10 protein-coding genes and 1 pseudogene are annotated in these 16789 nt (G+C 67.1%); 5 read left to right on the top strand and 6 right to left on the bottom strand.

Annotated elements, in window-relative coordinates; translation table 11 throughout:
* Nucleotides 1-163: 163 nt before the first annotated feature.
* Together ACLF6P_RS22970 and ACLF6P_RS22965 are read right to left on the bottom strand one after the other, a co-directional pair.
* Entirely contained in the window at nt 164-1105 is a 942-nt protein-coding gene (locus ACLF6P_RS22970) for a L,D-transpeptidase family protein (RefSeq protein ID WP_415952531.1), read from the bottom strand.
* A 217-nt stretch (nt 1106-1322) separates the two neighbouring features.
* Nucleotides 1323-1763 carry a hypothetical protein gene (locus ACLF6P_RS22965; protein ID WP_415952530.1) on the bottom strand — a complete coding sequence of 147 codons (441 nt, stop codon included), beginning with the start codon at nt 1761-1763 and terminating at the stop codon, nt 1323-1325.
* A gap of 254 nt (nt 1764-2017) precedes the next feature.
* On the opposite strand from ACLF6P_RS22965, the gene ACLF6P_RS22960 reads away from it, so the two are divergent.
* Together ACLF6P_RS22960 and ACLF6P_RS22955 are read left to right on the top strand one after the other, a co-directional pair.
* Nucleotides 2018-2221 (top strand): Scr1 family TA system antitoxin-like transcriptional regulator, encoded by a 204-nt coding sequence (locus tag ACLF6P_RS22960; protein WP_415952529.1) that lies wholly within the window; start codon nt 2018-2020, stop codon nt 2219-2221.
* A 3-nt stretch (nt 2222-2224) separates the two neighbouring features.
* Nucleotides 2225-2305 (top strand): annotated as a pseudogene (locus tag ACLF6P_RS22955) (DUF397 domain-containing protein); the annotation flags it as partial.
* Between the two features lie 133 nt (nt 2306-2438).
* On the opposite strand, the gene ACLF6P_RS22950 reads toward ACLF6P_RS22955, so the two are convergent.
* The 4 genes from ACLF6P_RS22950 to ACLF6P_RS22935 form a co-directional block, all read right to left on the bottom strand.
* Nucleotides 2439-3119, bottom strand: coding sequence for a hypothetical protein (locus tag ACLF6P_RS22950; RefSeq protein ID WP_415952528.1), 681 nt, complete (start codon nt 3117-3119; stop codon nt 2439-2441).
* Nucleotides 3120-3226: 107 nt separating this feature from the next.
* On the bottom strand, nt 3227-3877 hold the full coding sequence (locus ACLF6P_RS22945; protein ID WP_415952527.1) for an RNA polymerase sigma factor: 651 nt from the start codon (nt 3875-3877) through the stop codon (nt 3227-3229).
* Nucleotides 3878-4082: 205 nt separating this feature from the next.
* Entirely contained in the window at nt 4083-4445 is a 363-nt protein-coding gene (locus tag ACLF6P_RS22940; protein WP_415952526.1) for a hypothetical protein, read from the bottom strand.
* Between the two features lie 442 nt (nt 4446-4887).
* On the bottom strand, nt 4888-12381 hold the full coding sequence (locus tag ACLF6P_RS22935; RefSeq protein ID WP_415952536.1) for a DNRLRE domain-containing protein: 7494 nt from the start codon (nt 12379-12381) through the stop codon (nt 4888-4890).
* Between the two features lie 1409 nt (nt 12382-13790).
* Between ACLF6P_RS22935 and ACLF6P_RS22930 the strand changes: the two genes are divergently transcribed.
* The 3 genes from ACLF6P_RS22930 to ACLF6P_RS22920 all read left to right on the top strand — a co-directional run bounded on the left by ACLF6P_RS22930 (nt 13791) and on the right by ACLF6P_RS22920 (nt 16759).
* Nucleotides 13791-14213 (top strand): MmpS family transport accessory protein, encoded by a 423-nt coding sequence (locus tag ACLF6P_RS22930; RefSeq protein ID WP_415952525.1) that lies wholly within the window; start codon nt 13791-13793, stop codon nt 14211-14213.
* Nucleotides 14214-14303: 90 nt separating this feature from the next.
* Complete coding sequence (locus ACLF6P_RS22925) at nt 14304-15947, top strand: peptidoglycan recognition protein family protein (RefSeq protein ID WP_415952524.1); 1644 nt, start codon at nt 14304-14306, stop codon at nt 15945-15947.
* Between the two features lie 440 nt (nt 15948-16387).
* On the top strand, nt 16388-16759 hold the full coding sequence (locus ACLF6P_RS22920) for a hypothetical protein (RefSeq protein WP_415952523.1): 372 nt from the start codon (nt 16388-16390) through the stop codon (nt 16757-16759).
* Nucleotides 16760-16789: the final 30 nt, after the last annotated feature.

The raw sequence follows: 16789 nt of genomic DNA, 5'->3' as shown, positions 1-16789 counted from the left end.
GGACCCGGACGACTCATACCCAACTAACGACGAATCTCCGACTCAGGTCACTAGGCCCGTACTGACAGGCCTGCGCTGACAGGCTCGTACTGACGGGCCCGTACTGACAGGCCCGTACTGACAGGCCCGTACTGACAGGCCTGCGCCGACAGGCTCGTACCGACTATCCGATCGCGATCCGCGGGTTCGCGCCCGGCTTGATCCACGCCATGATCGAGTCCATCGTCGCGCGCGGCACCGAGACACAACCGGCCGTCGCGCCCTTGCCGTTGACGTGCAGGAAGATGCCCGCGCCCCGGCCGGGCGTGGCCGGCCAGCGGTTGAAGTCGATGACCAGGGCCTTCGCGTACTGCGTCGGGTAGTTGATCAGATGCTCGCTGCCGCGCTCGCCGCTCTCCGTGAGCGGGAAGTCGGCGCCCTCCTCGGTGTGCATCTGGTTGTAGAACTTCGACTCGGGGTCCTGCACCCACCAGTGCGAGGAGTTGATGCGGGTGTACGGCATGGAGGTGCCGCCCGCCTCGTGCCCGAAGCCCTCGGTGATCGTGTACGTGCCGCCGGGCGTCGTCCACGTGCTCTGCTGCCGCGTCGACCCCGGCACGACCCCGTTGGAGCCGACACGCCCGGCCTTCGTCGACAGCACGGACTTCCACCCGCTCGAACCCTTGGCCCAGGCGGTGACGGTCGCGTACGAGCCGCTGGACTTGACGGTGATGAGCTGAGTGGCGTTGCCGACCTCGACCGGGACCGGGAAGTCCGGGGCGGAGGGGGCCTCCTGGGCGGGCTGGTCCGCCCCGGACCCTGCCCCGGAGCCGGTCCCTGAGTCCGATCCTGAGCCGGCCCCGGACCCGGACCCTGATGCACCGTCCGAGGCCTTCGGCTTGGCGCTCGCCGAAGCACTCGCTGACGCCGACGCGCTCGCACTGGCCGAAGCACTCGCGGACGGCGAAGCCGACTCGCTCGGCTCCCCGCCGGTCGGGCTCGCACTCTCCAGCGCCTCGACCTGCCCGGCGCCATCGTCACGTACGCCGGACGCGTCCGACCCGCCATCGGACCCGCACGCGGCGAGCGAGCCGGTGAGCACCACGCTCATGAGGACCGCGCTCACATACCGCCCACTACGCGAACGACGACGCCTTGACCGCATCCCACTCACCCGTTCCGTTCCTTTCGTACCCATCGCACCCATCTCACCTATCGCGCCCAGTCCACAAGACCCGCCCGGTATCCAGCGCAAACAGGAGCAGGCGACGCAAGTCGACGGACATTCAGCCCGGATCTCCCGGAACGCGAAACCCGGAACCCGGAACCCGAAGCCGGAATTCTCACGCACCTTTACGCGCCCGCCCATGCAACGTCAGATAGAAGACCTGCAGGGACTCCTCCGCCCCCGCCTCGAACCGGTTCACCACCTTCCCGAGCGGGTTCCATACGCGCCCATCAGGCATCCGCACGCCCACATCCTGGCCGAACAGTTCGCGCTCAGCCCCCTCGACCTCGACCCACGCACCCCCTGCCTGACGCACAAGCACCTCACCCACGTAGGCCCCGAGCCCGTACAACACTCCATCGGGACGCGGAGCCTCTGCGCCACCCTTGCGCAGTCCCTCCACCATGAAGTCGGCAACGCGCAGGCTGGCCACGGAGAAGTCGAGCGGCAGCCGGTTGCGGCGCCTCACATGCGCGACGAATCCCCGCGCATGTGCCCGCATCCGCAGCCCCACGGCAACCTGACCGTCGCCATCCCCGCCCAGCATCTGACTCATCCACACGCCCTCGGCTCGACCGACGAGAACCCTCGTTCCCCTCGCCGGACCAAGCGCATGGGCCCGCGAAACCATCACACTGTCCGGACGTGCGCCTTCTCACGCCGCGAATCCAGCCGACACGTACAACCCTCGACCGTTCTCATTCGTCCGCGACGCGTCAATGCCGAAGCAAGGGCTACTTCAGGCCGATTTCGGCGAACCCTGCAGTCAAGTCCAGGTGGTCCCGTTCCTCGCCGGGCCCGCACCCCGGCATGACCGGCGCCTTCAGCATCGTCTCGTTCGCCGAACAAGGCGCGATGGACGTGGTCTACATGGACACCGCGTCCTCTCCCCTGTGGCTGGAGAGCGAGGCGAACGCGGCACGGCACAACGCCACGTTCGAGCGCATCGCCCGCAGCGGGCTCTCCCTGAGTGATTCCGTCGCCCTCATAGAGCGCATCCGCAAGGAGCTGTAGACCGTGCCGCACGACGAGTTCGTCAAGTCCAGCTACAGCAGCGGCAATGGAGAGTGCGTCGAAGTCGCCCGCAACCTGCGGGACATCGTTGCGGACCACGACTCAAAATCCCGCCAGGCCCACTCCTGCTCGCCACCCCGGTGGCGTGGTCAGCCTCGCACCTCGCACCTCGCACCTCACACCTCACACCTCACACCTCACACCTCGTCGGCGAGCGTCAGCGGACCTGAGGCCGCGAGCCCTGACCGGAGGTGTGCCCGGCCTGTCCGTGTTCGGCGGTGTCGCCCTTCGCCGGGCGACTCTTGTCGTTCCCCGGATCGCCGGGCCCCGCGCCTGCCGCCGCTTCGGCCTCCTCCGACATGCGCAGGCAGTACGCGGCCACCGCTTCCTCCCCGCCCGCCGCATCGACAAGCCGCTGCCGTGCGCTCGCGTCGAGTGCCTTGCCACCCGCCTTGTCGAAGGTGCGGCAGAGCGCCTCGGTGCTGTGCTCGAAGCCCGGACCTGACGGATGAGCACTCGGCGCCCCCGTCGGAGCACCACGCCCCGTCCGCTCCCCATCCCCCTCCTGCTCCTGCTCCTGCCGCTCAGGAGCGACCGGAGCCGTCGTCGGTGCCCCCGCCTCACCCTCCGGCGTCCGGCCACCTCCTTCGGCCGCCGCGAACGCGACGCCGCCCACGGTCAGTCCGGCCAGCAGCGCACCGAGGGCCGGGCGCCAGGCCATGCCGCGGCGCGGCCGGCGTGGACGCCAGTCGTCGCGTCGCCGCGTCCTGACGGCGCTGTGCGCACCGCTGTCGCGTGCGGCGCGGAACGCGGCGACGGCCGCGGCCTGCGCGTCGGGGTCGACCTTCGTGGAAGCCAGCCCACCAAGGGCCGCGGACACCGCGCCGTCGTCCGGCACGTGTTCAGCATCCGGCCCGGGGCCGTACCAACCCCCGTCGCTCCCACGGTTCCCACCGTTCCCGTCACTCCCGCCGTTCCCGACGTTCCCGCGCAACCAGTCGCCGTTCACCGCGCATCCCCCGCAGTCCTCGATACGGGCTTCCCCACCGTTTCCACTCCACGCTCCTCCAGCGTCGTGGATGCCCCCTCCGGCACCCCGCGCACCGCAAGCCGACCGGCCAGCCTCTTCAACCCCCTGTGCGCGGCCATCCGCACGGCCCCCTGCCGCTTGCCGAGCACACGAGCGACCGAGGGAGCATCGAGCCCGATGACGACACGCAGCAGGACCGCCTCGGCCTGGTCGCGCGGCAGTTCCGCGATCAGCGTGAGGGTCTGCTCGGTCGAGACGACCTCCATGGCCTCGGCCGAGGTGTCGTACGTGCCGGGCAGTTCGAGGAGATCGCTGTCATACGCGCTCGGCTGCGGGCGCGCTTTCCGCCGCCTCAGCAGATCGAGCGCCCGGTTCCTGGCGATGACCGCGGTCCAGCCGCGGAAACCGGCGCCGTCGCCCCGGAACCGTGGCAGGTCCCGGGCGATCTCCAGCCAGGCATCACCGGCCACGTCCTCGGCCTCATCACCGACGAGCCCCCGCAGAAACCCCAACAGGCCAGGCTGCACCATCCGGTACACCGCGTCGAAGGCCTGCTCGTCCCCACCCTGCGCCCGTAGGACGGCCTCCCCCAGCCCGTCATCCCCGCCGCGCGCCACTTGCCCCACTCACGTTCCCAACTCATCCCTACGGCGATGCACACCGTGCCCGTGTCACCCTCGGCCACTGCCATCCCGAGCCAGGCCGTCACAGCAAACCCGGCAGGAACTTATCAGGATGGGCCGGCACTACAGAGATTCCCTGTGTCCTGGCACCCATTCATCCCCTACGTCAAGGGGATCCCATAGCACTCCACTCGATTCAAGCTTGAAATCATTCCGGCAAGACACATCCAGCCCTGCGCAGTTCCTCCAACTTCTGCACCTGATGGGAAAAATTGGGACTGCTCCGGTCAGCGATCAGCACCCCGTCTGGCGCGCCGGATTCAAGGATAATTTGAGCCTTAACTCCGAAGGTGGTTCCCGAGAGATCGACAGAACGCCACCTACCCTCAAGGGCCTGCTCAAATGTCATCAAGCCTTGAGTTTGAGGATCCCTTCGAATCAGATTTCCGGGAATTCCCTTGATGTCCACTGCCGGACCTTGAGCCTGCGAGATGTCGATCGCCCACTCAACCTTGCCATAGAAGGCAGAATTTGCAACATCATAAACTGCCTGATACTGCTTGAATGCCATGTGGAGTCGCGACCTTATCATCACCTGACCCAATTCCCCGCGTAGTGTTACTCGCGAGAAGGCGCACCCGGCAAGCTTTAGCGGAATGTCACCTTCAACCCCCAGACCGTCCACGGTCACATCTTCCAGAATCGCCCCCTCTACGTAACAGTCGGACGTAGAACACGCAGTAAGCTTCACCTCCGAAATACGCACGCGGTGCTCGACATCCGCAGCGCAACGACATTGACAATTAAGGAATTGATAGCCGCTCCACTCGCCGCCACGGAGCCACGTACCCGACTCCGCTCGCAGACCAGAAATCCGGCGTCCCGGCGTCATCCGAAACACAGCCACACCACCCTGAGACAAAGACCGATGGAAACTGAACCGGCTTGTCCCCGACCCGCGTGCGGGTCGGGGACAAGCCGTGAAGCCCTACGCTCCATTGTGACGATTTAGATCACAACACTCCAAACCCGTAGGGAACTGAAGGGTAGGTCACGTACGTGAGCGGGTCAACGTACGGGCGCGGCAGATGACTTAGCGCGGCAGCCGTACTGTTCGTGGTCAGCTCATAGTTCTCTACCTGCCCCCCGGATCGGGTGAGAAAGACGAAGTCCGGACGGCCGGCACCTCCGACATGCTCGAAGTGGTTCGCAATGTCGGGGTCCCGCGCCACCGCTCGCTCCATTGCCTTGCCGTAGTTCATTCTGGCCAGGAATGGATTCTCCACAGCCGCCGCCCGCTCCGCGTCGGTGAGTTCATCGAGATATTGGTCTGGATTCTTCCGGAACTCCTCATTAACCCTATTTGTGACACGCTGCATGGCATCGGTTGGATTTTCGCAACCTTCAGAGGTGAAGATTTCATCCTCTTCGCAGAAATCTTCGAGGGTGAGTATCCGCCCATCGCCACCATCATCTCCGCCGCCGAAAATGGAGTCCACGAGCGTATCAACTCCGTCGCCTACTGGATCGAAGTCGAAGAGTAGGCCAGACACGGAACTGACCAGACCAGCCGGGTTACGCTTGCCGACGAGCTTCAGCCCTCCCTTAGCCACATCCCTCACGTCATCTACGAGGTCCCCGAGGGAGTAGTGGCCGTCAATTTCAATGAAACTGACGGGATTTCCACCGGTGAAGGCGTACCGGTTTCCTGTATACGGGTCTGCACCGAGCCCCATGTCGGCGAGGGCGCCGTTATACATGTCCCGAGTGGTGAATCGGTTGAGTCCGGGGTTGTAGTCGCGGAAGCCCATGTCGTACGTGCCCGACCCTGCGTCCCACCGCTTGGAGTTATAGCGGTAGGGGTTGTACTCCTCCTTGGTCGGGTCGGCCGCGTCCGGCTTGTCGATGCCGGTGAACTCGGACTCGTCGTCCGAACCGTAGGCCGTGTAGCCGTAGGTTGCCTTGGTGTTGCCGTCCTTGTCGGTCAGGGTTTCGACGTCGGTGTGCGAGTTGTAGCCGTAGTAGCTGTCCTCGCTGGTGCCGTCGGTGTTGTGCTTGACCTGGGAGAGGCGCTGGCCCCATGGGCTGTACTGGTAGGACTTGGTCAGCTCGCCGGCGACCTCTTCGCCCAGTACCTCGCCGGACATGCCGAGGTAGGTGAAGTCGGTCGTCTTGCCGTCGGCCGTCTTCGAGGCGGTGCGGTCGAGCGGGTCGAAGGTGTACTTCGTCGACTTCAGCGTCCCCGCGTCGTCCACTTTCTGGGTCTCGATGACGTGGTCGAAGCCGTCGTAGACAGAGCGCTCGATCACCTTGCCGCCGCTGGTCACCGACTCCTGGCGGCCGAACGGGTCGTAGTTGTACGAGGCCGTTGAACCGCCCGCGGTGGCGGAGAGCAGCCGGTTGCGGTCGTAGGTGAACGTCGTGGACGTGCCCTTGACCGACTGGCTGATGACGTTCGCGTTGTTGTCGTGGACGTACGTCTCGGTGCCCGCGCCATTGCCGGTCTTGACCGACTTGGCGAGCCGGTTCGCGGGGTCGTAGGTGTAGTCCGTGGTCGAGGAGAGATATGCCGTGTTGTCGTCGGCGTTCATCTTCTTCGCGACGTCCTGCGCCTTGTTCCCGTTCGGGTCGTAGGCGTAGGTGTGCGAGGAGACGAGAGTGCCGTTCGGCTTCTTCTCGGCCGTCGTCTTGACCGCACCGTTGAGGTAGTAGGTGTAGTCGACGGTGTTGTTGTTGTTCTTTGTCTCCTTCAGCTTCTGGCCGCGGTCCGTGTAGGTGTACGAGGTCACCTTCGGTGAGGCGTCCGCCGCGGTCTTGCCGACCGAGACCGTCTTGACCAGCTCGCGCAGGTCGTAGGTGTACTCGGAGAACTGGTCGGGGTGCGTGACCGTCTCCGGCTGGCCGTTGGCGTCGTACGTGTACGACGTGGCCTTCTTCTCCTGGCCCGCGAGCGACTCGGTCACCTTCTGGACCTGGTTGAGGCCCGTGTAGGCGATCGTGTACGCGTCGACGTTCGCGCCGGATGACGTGTCGTCGATCGAGGTCAGGTTGCCGTTGACGTCGTAGGCGTAGGTGAAGGACTTCTTCTCGGAGTCCGTCTCGCCGGACGTGTCACGCACCAGCTTCACGCCGTCGGCGATGACGATCCCGCCGCTGTTCTCCTCCAGCTTCAGCTTGGCATCATTGCCCTGCTTGAGGCTGTAGGAGCCGAGTGCGACCCAGGTGCCGGGGGTGGCGTTCTGGTCCTTGGTGACCGACGGCTGCTCCGTCGAGCCCTGCGAGAGCGTGTACTTCGCCGTGGTCGCGGCGCCGGTCACCTCCGGGTACTTCACGTACGCGGTGTACGTGCCGTCCTTCGGGATGTTCAGCGTCCACGTGAAGGCGTCAGTGCCCGTACCTGCCGCGTGGGTGCGGTGGTCGTAGCCCTGCTGACCATCGACGTCACCCTTCGCCCACGTGCCCGTGGCAGAGGTGTGCTGGCTGTCGGAGTTGTCGACGAGGACCACTGACTTGCCCACCGGCACACCGTCGTCCGCCTTGGACTTCAGCTTGCCGTCGGGGTAGTACGACCACGTCATCGTGCGGTCCGAGGAGCCGCCCGCCGACGTGAGCGTGCGGGCCTTCTGCTGCCCGAGCGCGGTGTAGTCGTAGGCCGTGGAGATGTCCCACGGGTCGGTGGCCTTCTTCACCCAGCCGTTGTCGAAGTAGTCGTAGACCGTGTCGTTTCGGACCGTCTGACCCTCCGACGGCGGCAGCGACGTCTTCTTCACCCGGCCCATGGCGTCGAACACGGTCTGCGTGTAGACGTTGGGGTCGTTGTAGCGGGCGTCGTTCGGGTCGTACGGCTGGTACTGCTTGACCGGACGGTTCAGCGCGTCGTACTCGGTGCGCGCGGTGAACGCCTCCGTGCTGCCCGCCGCCACCGAACGCGGCGTGAGCACCTTGGTCGTGTTGCCGACCTGGTCGTACTCGAAGCGCGTCGTACGGAACGTCGTGCCCTCGTAGGGGGTACGGGTCTCCTTCTGCTTGCCGCGCTCGTCGTAGTCGACGTAAGCGATGTTGCCCTCGGCGTCCTCGGACTGGACGACGAGGGAGTCCTTGTCGTACGTGCGCGAGGTCGTGTTGCCGTCCGCGTCCGTGACCGTGGTGACCCGGTGGTTCAGGTCGTAGGCGGTCTTGGTCGTGTAGTCGGTGGCGTCCGTGGTCGCGTTCTTCTTCGGGTCGATGACCGTGGTCAGGTTGCCGACGTTGTCGTACTCGTAGCTGACCTTGTCACCGGCCGCGTTCACTGCCGACGTGAGCTGGTATATCGCGTCGTAGTGCTGCGTGGTGACGTAGTCGGTCGCGTCCGACGTGGTCAGGGTGCCCTTCGGCTCGGTCGTCGTCTTGAGGTTGCCGACCTTGTCGTAGGTGTAGAGCGACCTGCGTTCGGCCGAGGTGGACGTGTCCTTCGGCGCGGTGGCCGAGGTGATCTGGTCCGTCGCGTCGTAGACGGCGGTGGACACCGCACCATTCGGTGCCGTCGACTTCGTGACGTTGTCGTTCGCGTCGTACACCGGCGCCGGGGTGGTGATGAACTCGCCCGCCGCCTGGTCCTTCGGCACCGTGGAGACCAGCGGACGTCCGTACGTGTCGTAGGTCTGTGTGGTCTTCGTGCCCAGCGCGTCGGTCACCGAGGTGACCTGGCCGCGTTCGTCGTAGACGAACGAGGTCGACTTGCCGAGTGCGTCGGTGATCTTCGCCGGGTATCCCGTCGGACCGAACTCGCTGTTCGTCGTCGGGTTGCCGTTGGCGTCGGTCGCCTTGGTGAGCTGACCGTAGGCGTTGTACTCGTACGTAGTGGTGTAGTCGTCGGCGGTGGAGGTCGCCACGCCCTTCGGGTCGGTGACCGTCTTCAGGTTGCCGAAGGTGTCATAGCCGAACTGCCACGTGCGACCCTCCGGGGAGGTCTTGGTGAACAGGTCGGCCGAGAAGCCGTCCGCGCGGGTCTGGTAGCTGTACTGCTGCGAGTTGGCCGGGTACGTACCCGGAGCGCAGTCCGATGCCGGCGGGACGCCCGACTTGTTGTTCTCCGCGTCGCGCGACCAGAGCGGGTAGCCCGTCTTCTGGTCGTAGCAGTACGCCGTCTTCGCGCCGTTGGCCTCCTCCAGGTACGTGACGTTGTTGTCCGCGTCCCAGGTCATCTTGGTGGTCTGGGACTTGGCGTTCGTGGTCTGGACCGGGCGGCCGAAGTCGTCCTGGACGTACGTCGTCGTGTGCGCCTCCGCGTCGGTCACCTTGGTGTCGGTGAACTTCGCGTTCGACGCGTTCGCCGCGTACGTGAACCCGGTGTTGCCGCCCAGACGGTCGGTGACCGTCTTCGTGAACCAGTGGTACTTCGGGTCGTCCCCGGCCTGCGGCGCGTAGTACGCCAGCTTCGTGCCGTTGCCGCGCGGGTCGGTGACCTCGACGAGCTTGACGTTCTTGTTGCCCTGCGTGGCGTCGTACGTGAAGCCGAACGCCTTCGGCTGCGACGAGCCCGCGCCGTCGGTGATCTTGGTGAGCAGGCCCTTGTCCGAGTACTCGAACGTGAGCTTGCGGCCCGAGATGTCCGTGACCGACTGGATGTGGTCCTGGATCTTCGGCGAGGTCGCCTCGGCCTTGTCGTAGTAGTCGACGGTCATCGACTGACGGCCGGCCGGATCGGTGATGTACCTCAGGAACTTCGTCGGCTTGTTGTTGGACTTGCGCTCCTCGTACGTGAAGAGCTGCGTGTTGCCGTTCTTGTCGACCGCCGACGTCATATAGCCGTCGCAGCCGAACAGGAAGCGGGTGCCGTCCGGGCGCAGCAGGGTCCACGCGTCCGGGATCGGGTCCTTGGCCGGGGTGCAGTCGAGGCCCGCCTTCGGCGTCACCTTGTAGTGCACGCCCGCAGGGGCCTTCCACGAGCCGTCTTCCTGCTTGCGGAAGACATGGGTCGTTCCGTCACCGTCCGGGAGTCGGATCTCGGTCGGGTGCGGGTTGGGGTGGAAGTCCAGCGGGGCCCCGAGACGGATCGGGCCCGAGGCCTGGAAAGACCAGCCGTGGCCGGAGACCGTGTCGGAGGTGTCCAGTGAGTTGTAGGACATGCGGAAGAACGTGTTCAGGCCCCGGCCGGGGTTGTTGAACGCGTTGTAGGACCACACGCTGTTACCAGCGGCGAGGTTGCTCATCACCGTCGCGCCGGCGCCCGTGTTCTTCCCCGCGTAGGAGTAGAACTTCTCCAGGCCGATCTGGTTGGAGGTCGGGTCCTCCACGGCGACGTTCTGCTTCAGGGACGGGATTCCGCCGGTGCCGCCGGAGAGCCACGTGCCGTCGGAGGTCTTGCGGACGTCCCAGCCGAGCACGTACTCGGTGCGCTTGTTGCCCGAGTCCGAGTTGATCGGGGTCTGGACCTGGGCCTGGAGGGTGGCCGACTTGCCCGGGAGGAGCGCCGGGATGGCGGTCTCCAGTTGGTTGCCGCCCGTGGTCATGTCCGTGCCGTCGGGGAGCTTCCAGGTGTACGACAGCTCGCGCTCGCCGGCCGCCCACGCCGAGGACGTGGTGTTGGTGACCGTGACGTCCACCGTGTAGGTGGAGTTGGGGGTCATCCGGGCGGGGGTCTGCGGCGCGTAGTAGGTGTCCTCCGTCGTGGCGTCGACGTAGATCACGCGGATCATCGGGCCGAGCTGCCAGTCGGCGGCCTCGGACGTCAGGAACAGGGTGCGCTCCTGCGGCCCGGTGGACGACTCGTCCCTCAGCTTGACCATCGCGCCCTTGTTGGCCGACGGGGTGTCGACCCAGCCCTGGGTCAGGCCCGTGGCGTCCCACCAGTGGCGTCCGACGTCATTGCTCCACTGCGGGGTGTAGTCCGAGACCGCGGAGGAGTAGTCGCCGCCGGGGCTGGTCCATGCCGTGCCTGTGGCGGCGTTGTTCCAGGTCGCCTGGGTCTCGTTGAAACCCCTGGTCAGACCGTGGAGCTCGTAGACCGCGCCGTCGGTGTCGGTCGTGGTCTGCGCGGCCCACATGAACAGCCGGGATTCCAGCACCGTCGCCGTGGCCGGGATGTCACTCGTGTCGAACTTCAGCGCCGCACGCGTCTTGCCGTACGTGCCCGAGTTGTTGCCCACGGACAGCCACTTCTGGCCCACACCCCAGGACTGGATCGTGTCCTGGTTGGTGGACGGCTGCGCAGACGAGAGCGTCGTGTCCGTGACCCCGGAAGTGCCCTGGATCAGCTTCATCGTGCGCCCGGCCTTGGGGATGCCGACGGTGCGGGTCGGCGAGCCGAGGAGCTGGCCGTCCTTCGTCTTGACCGTGATCTGGTAGTAGTACGACTTTCCGATCTCCGAGGAGCTGGAGTCCGGGGTCGGGACCGCAGTGGTGTCTGTATAAGTGGTGACCGAGGACGCGATCGGAGCCACCAGGGTCGCCGCCGACGGCGTGAACGTACGCGAGGTCGAGCGGTGCAGCTGGTACTCGACGATGTCCAGGCCGCTGTCACCGCTGGTGTTGTCGTAGGCCTTCCACGACAGCTCGGGGCCCGTGGAGTGCACCACGGTGGGCGAGTCGAGCGCGGTACCGACCTTGCCGTACGTGACGGTCAGCCGCGGGACCGTGGAGGTCTCGCCGCCGTACTCGCCATCGCCGGCCTCATAGCGCGGGCCACCCGTCGGCGCGCCGCTGGACTCGTCCGTGGCCTTGAGGACGAAGCCGTGGTTTCCGGCCGTCCCGTCGAGCCACTTCTGGACGGTGTCCTTCACCGCGAACTTGTGCCACTGGTTGTACTCACCGCGGTCCTTCACGATGGAGGCGGGGTTGATCCACCGCACCGCGTCCGCGATCACCGCCTTGTCGGCGGTGGTGTCCTTCAGGACGACCTTGCCCGCGGTGCCCTTGCTGAACCAGATCTGCTTGCCGCCGTTCAGCGGCGCCCACTGGCCGCCGGAACCCGCGGTCTGGTCCACCGTGTACGTGGCCGTGCCGTCCCGGCCCGTCACCGTGTACGGGGCGGCGGTGTCCCGGTCGGTCCACGGGACGTAGTGCGCCTCGACCCGGTAGCTGGCGCCCTCCGCGAGACGCGGCTGCCAGGTGTACGTGTCGCCGAGAGCGCTGCCCTTGTTCCACAGGTAGTCGCCGCCGATGCCGTACTGGGTCGAGGACCCGGGGTTCCAGGCGCCGACCGCGGCCGTCGTGCCCGCATCGCCGTCGTCCACCTGCACGGTGGTCCCCGACAGCTCACCCACCAGCGACGAGGTGTTCGACCAGGTGGCCGTCGACTCGTCCCACGCTCCGGTCGCGCGGTAGGCGCCGATCTTCACGTCGTTGCCGTTGGTGGTGTGCGACTGGTCGAAGTACATCTCCAGACGCGCCGCGTCGACCGTCGTCCCCGCCGGGATCTCGCTCAGCGGGAACTTCACCAGGGAGCGTGCGATGCCCGTGTCGGTCTTGCCCGCCGACAGCTTCCAGGAACTGTTGAAGTTCGTCGAGGCGGCATCGGACAGCACCATCGTGTCCTGCGAGGCCGCCGCATCCGGCACGATCGTGATCGTCGGGTCGATCGTCACCGGATACCGGCGCTCGGGCGAGGCAAGCCACTCGGCGTCCGGCTCGACCGTCAAGGTCCAGCCGTCCTTGCCCGCCTTGGCCAGCTTCTGCGTGACCTTGGTGGAGTACGTGCCGCCCGTCGGGGACAGCTCGTCCTTCTTCGCGTCCGTCATATACGGCGCGGGGATCGTCATCACCGGCTGCGTGGGATGCTCGCCGAAGATCGCGACCGAGCCGTCCTTGCGCTGCTTCGGCGTGAGGCCCTTGTCCAGGTCCAGGGTGAACGTGAACTTCAGCGGCTCGGACGCCTTGGACGGCTTCGCGTCCAGGACCAGGTTCTCCTTCACCTGGCCTCGCCCCACCACGTATTCGAGATCCGCGTTCCCGGCGGCCGCGTCCGCGTAGGTGACCTTGTTGCCCTCGGCCTTCGGGGCCAGCTTGCCCGCGCCCTCCAGACCCATCGTGAGGCCTGAGCCGCCCGGCCCCTCGAAGCGCACCAGACGGTCCTCGGTGGCGCCGAAGAAACTCCGGCCCACGTTGGTGGTGTTGGCCAGCTCGAAGCCCTTCGCGTCGCTCTCGCGTACGTCGACGCTGATCGGCGCCCAGGACTTGCCCTTGCGGTAGCTGGTCGGCACGGCGGAGAGCTCCGCCTCGACGCGGCCGTCGGACAGCTCGTAGAACCGCGCCGACGGCGTACGCCGGGACTTCAGCTCCTTGACGCGCTTCGCGGGCTTCTGCGCCTTTCCCTTCGGCAGCTTCTCGCGGTCGGCGATCCGCTCGTCCTCGTGGGCGGGCTCTGGGCTTTTGCCGCCCCCATCGTCGTCATCGTCATCGCTGAACCACGATGCGACGGTGTCGACGATCCCCTTGCCGCCGTCGGACTGCCCGGAGGGCGGCGCCGCATAGGCCGCCTGCGGCAATAGCGTTCCCGCCAGTGCCGCGGCCACAAGACAGGAGATATATCTCCCGTTCGGAACTTTCACCTCGATACCTCTCGGTATTGGCCGCCCGTTTCCGTACCGCGAAAGCACGAAAAGGGCATGCCGAGTAAGCCGGTCGACGAATTTCGGCCAGCTCGGGCACTGCACTCAACATGGCTGGCTGAAAACGGACTTCAACCCTCCGCGCGACATCCGGCTGTCTAATTCCTTGATCGTCCACAAATCAAGGGCGCGGACATTTCCGGACAGCTGGACCGCGTAACAGCGCCACTTCGCCCGGCTTTGTCCGGCCGCTCGACTCACACCGAAGCGGCGTTGTATAACCGCCCGGTTCGCCGTCAGTCCCAGCAGTGAGAGCCGGGCCCCGTATGTCCTCCTCGGAAAACGACGCAAAAGAAGCCGACGCCTCGACGCCACCTGCAGAGCCCGCGGTGAAGAAGCAGGCAGGTGGCGGGCGCCAGGGGGTGGCCATCGCCGCCGCGGTGCTGCTCGCCTGCGCAGGCCTCGTCGGCTACGGCCTGCTCGGCTCCGACGAGGAGGAGGAGCCGAAGGCCCGTGCGGCGCCCACGGCCCAGGTGACCTACGAGGTCACAGGCGAGGGCACCGTCGAGATCTCCTACCTGGCCCGCAGTGAATCCGGCACGGCCACGGTCGAGAAGGGCGTCACGCTGCCGTGGAAGAAGACGGTCCAGGTCCCGCTCGGGAAGGACCCGGTGGTCGCCATCACGCTCGACGGCGAGGGCGGCCAGGCGGCCTGCACCCTCGCCGTCCGCGACCAGCACGTCCAGCGCGCCACCGCCACGGGTGAGTACGGCCGGGCCACCTGCACCGGCGAACTACCCGCCAGCAGCTGACCGCCGAACCTGCCGAGCCCCCATGAGGCCGGGCACGGCGAGACAGCCAACAGGCCGATCAAGGCCGTCACTTGATTTTGAGGATGGGAAATGAGCCCAAGAGGAACTCGCGCCCGTCGGGCGAGCAGTACGCGGCGTACGGTCTGGCTGGCGGCAGGGGTCGCCGTGCTCGCCGGTACGGGCGTGACGGCGATCGCGGTCACCGGTGACTCCGGGGACGACGACGGCAAAGGCAACGGACGCCCGGCGCAGGCGCATTCGCTTCGCCTCGACGGCAAGGACCCGAAGAAGCGCGAGCTGCCGCGTACCGAGACGCAGTCGTTCTCGCTGGTCGGCGTCTCGTGGGAGGACAGCGACGACACCTTCGAGGGCACGGCCCAGATACGTACGCGCAGCGCCGCCGACGGGACCTGGACCGACTGGCGCGACCTCGAATTCGGCATCCGCGCACCGGAGTCGGCGGAGGGTGACGACGCCGGTGTCCGCGGGGCGTCCGAGCCGCTGTGGGTCGGGCCGTCCGACGGCGTCGAGGCGCGGGTCATCGCCGACGGCGAGGAGACCGCCGTACCAGAGGCGCTGAGGCTCGACATGGTCGACCCGGGTACGACGGAGGCCGAGGCGACCAAGGGCGACAAGGGCAAGGGGAACGGCAAGGGGAAGCCCACCGCGAAGCCCGAGCACTCGAAGAAGCCGGGCAAGCCGGCGGAGAACGAGACCACCGATCCGGCTCCCTCCGAGGGTACGGACGGCGGTACGAGCGGCGGCGGCGACGCTGAGCCGACCCCGCCGCCGACCACCGACCCCACCACCAAGGCTCCGGGCGAGGAGCCGACCGGTGCTCCCGCCACGTCCGACACCCCCGCGGAGCCCGAACCGACCACGGAGCCGGCCACGGAGCCGACCACCGACGAGCCGACCGAACCCCCGGCCGAGACCGGCGGCACCACCACGGAGCCGACCGCCCCGGCGCCCACGGACGAACCGACGCCCCAGCCTTCGTCCCCGCAGGACCCGGACCCGACGGATCCGGCCCCCTCGACCGACCCGGCTGACGAGACGACCACGGACCCGGAGCCGGAGCCAACCGCACCCGTCCCGTCCACATCCACGGAGCCGCCCGCGCCCACCACCCCGACGATCGTGAGCCGCGCCGAGTGGGGCGCCGACGAGTCACTCGTACAGGATCCGCCGGCGTACCTGGACGACATCGACGCGATGTTCGTCCACCACACCGCCGGTACGAACGACTACGACTGCTCCGAATCGACCGCGATCATCCGCGCGATCATGATCTACCACGTCAAGGAAAACGGCTGGAACGACGTCGGCTACAACTTCTTCGTCGACAAGTGCGGCACCATCTTCGAGGGCCGCGCGGGCGGCGTCGACAAGCCGGTGCGCGGTGCCCACACGTACGGCTTCAACTCGTACTCCTCCGGCGTCTCCGTCCTCGGCAACCACGAGGACGGCGGCATGCCGTCGGCCGCGGCGAAGCAGGCCGTCGCGGACATCGCCGCATGGAAGCTCGGCCTGCACGGCGTCGACCCGGAGGCCAAGGTCACGCTGACGGCGAAGGCCGACACCGGCGTGTGGAACAACGGCGAGGAGGCGACCCTGTTCACCGTCTCCGGCCACCGCGACGGCTACAACACCCTGTGCCCGGGCAAGTCCCTCTACGCGGCCCTCCCGGAAATCCGCACGGCCGCGGGAGCCTCCCCGTACGCCACGAACTGACACCGGCCCACGCCTCCCAAGCCGTGCCGCGCCTGATCGCGCGGCACGGCTTGCGGATTCCCTGGCGGCGGGCGCAGTGGCGTCGTCGCACTACCCTGACGGCGAGTTGAAGTCGAGCTCAACTCGGCCGCGTGATGCCCTGAGCGCAAGGAGGTCAGTGACCTCGCGGACTGCCTGGCGCGCCGACGCCACATCGTGCCCGCCGCCAACTGCAGAAGTTGACGTCCCCGCGGGACATCAACTGACTTGAGCAACGAGGGAGGGCCATGCGGTTGCTCATTCTGGCGGCCATGTTCGCGGTGGGCGGCCCGGGACGGGCCGTGATGTCGGATCACTCCGTCCTCATCCGAGTCGTTTACGCAGCCGCGGGACTCCTGGCCTGGTGGTATCTCTGTCGTCGTGCGCTTGCCGCCTGGGGTGCTCGCTTGGGGTCTCCTGCGATGCCTCCGCATTCGACGCTTGTGGCCCGGCTGATATTCGTGGCCGTCTTCTACGCGCACGGGCTGCCCCTGGGCCTCGCCTGGCGTACGTGTGAGTCCGGCGGGAGCTGGACCAACATGGTCCACGCCCTGACGAGTTCGACGGTGGCAGCCGCGGCCTGCGTGGGGGCTTGGTTCGCACTCCAGCGCGGGACGAACGTCTCCGGAGGCCGGGCCGGAAGCTGGGGCCGACCTGCCCTGGGTGTCCTGGTGCCCGCCGTGGTGCTTCTGTGGCCAGCCATGGCAGTGTGGCATGCCCTGGCGGGAGTGGGGCCGAGCTGCGCCCCTGACGGGATACCGCAGTGGTGGCCGGTGTGGCTGCCGCTCGGCTAGCGATGTGGGTGTCGGAGTCGCCCAGCGGGC

Origin of the sequence: Streptomyces lothianensis, assembly GCF_047779955.1 — a bacterium.
Classification (GTDB): Bacteria; Actinomycetota; Actinomycetes; order Streptomycetales; family Streptomycetaceae; genus Streptomyces.
Note: the sequence above shows the minus strand (reverse complement) of the source record. Positions and strands in the feature narration are given on the sequence as shown.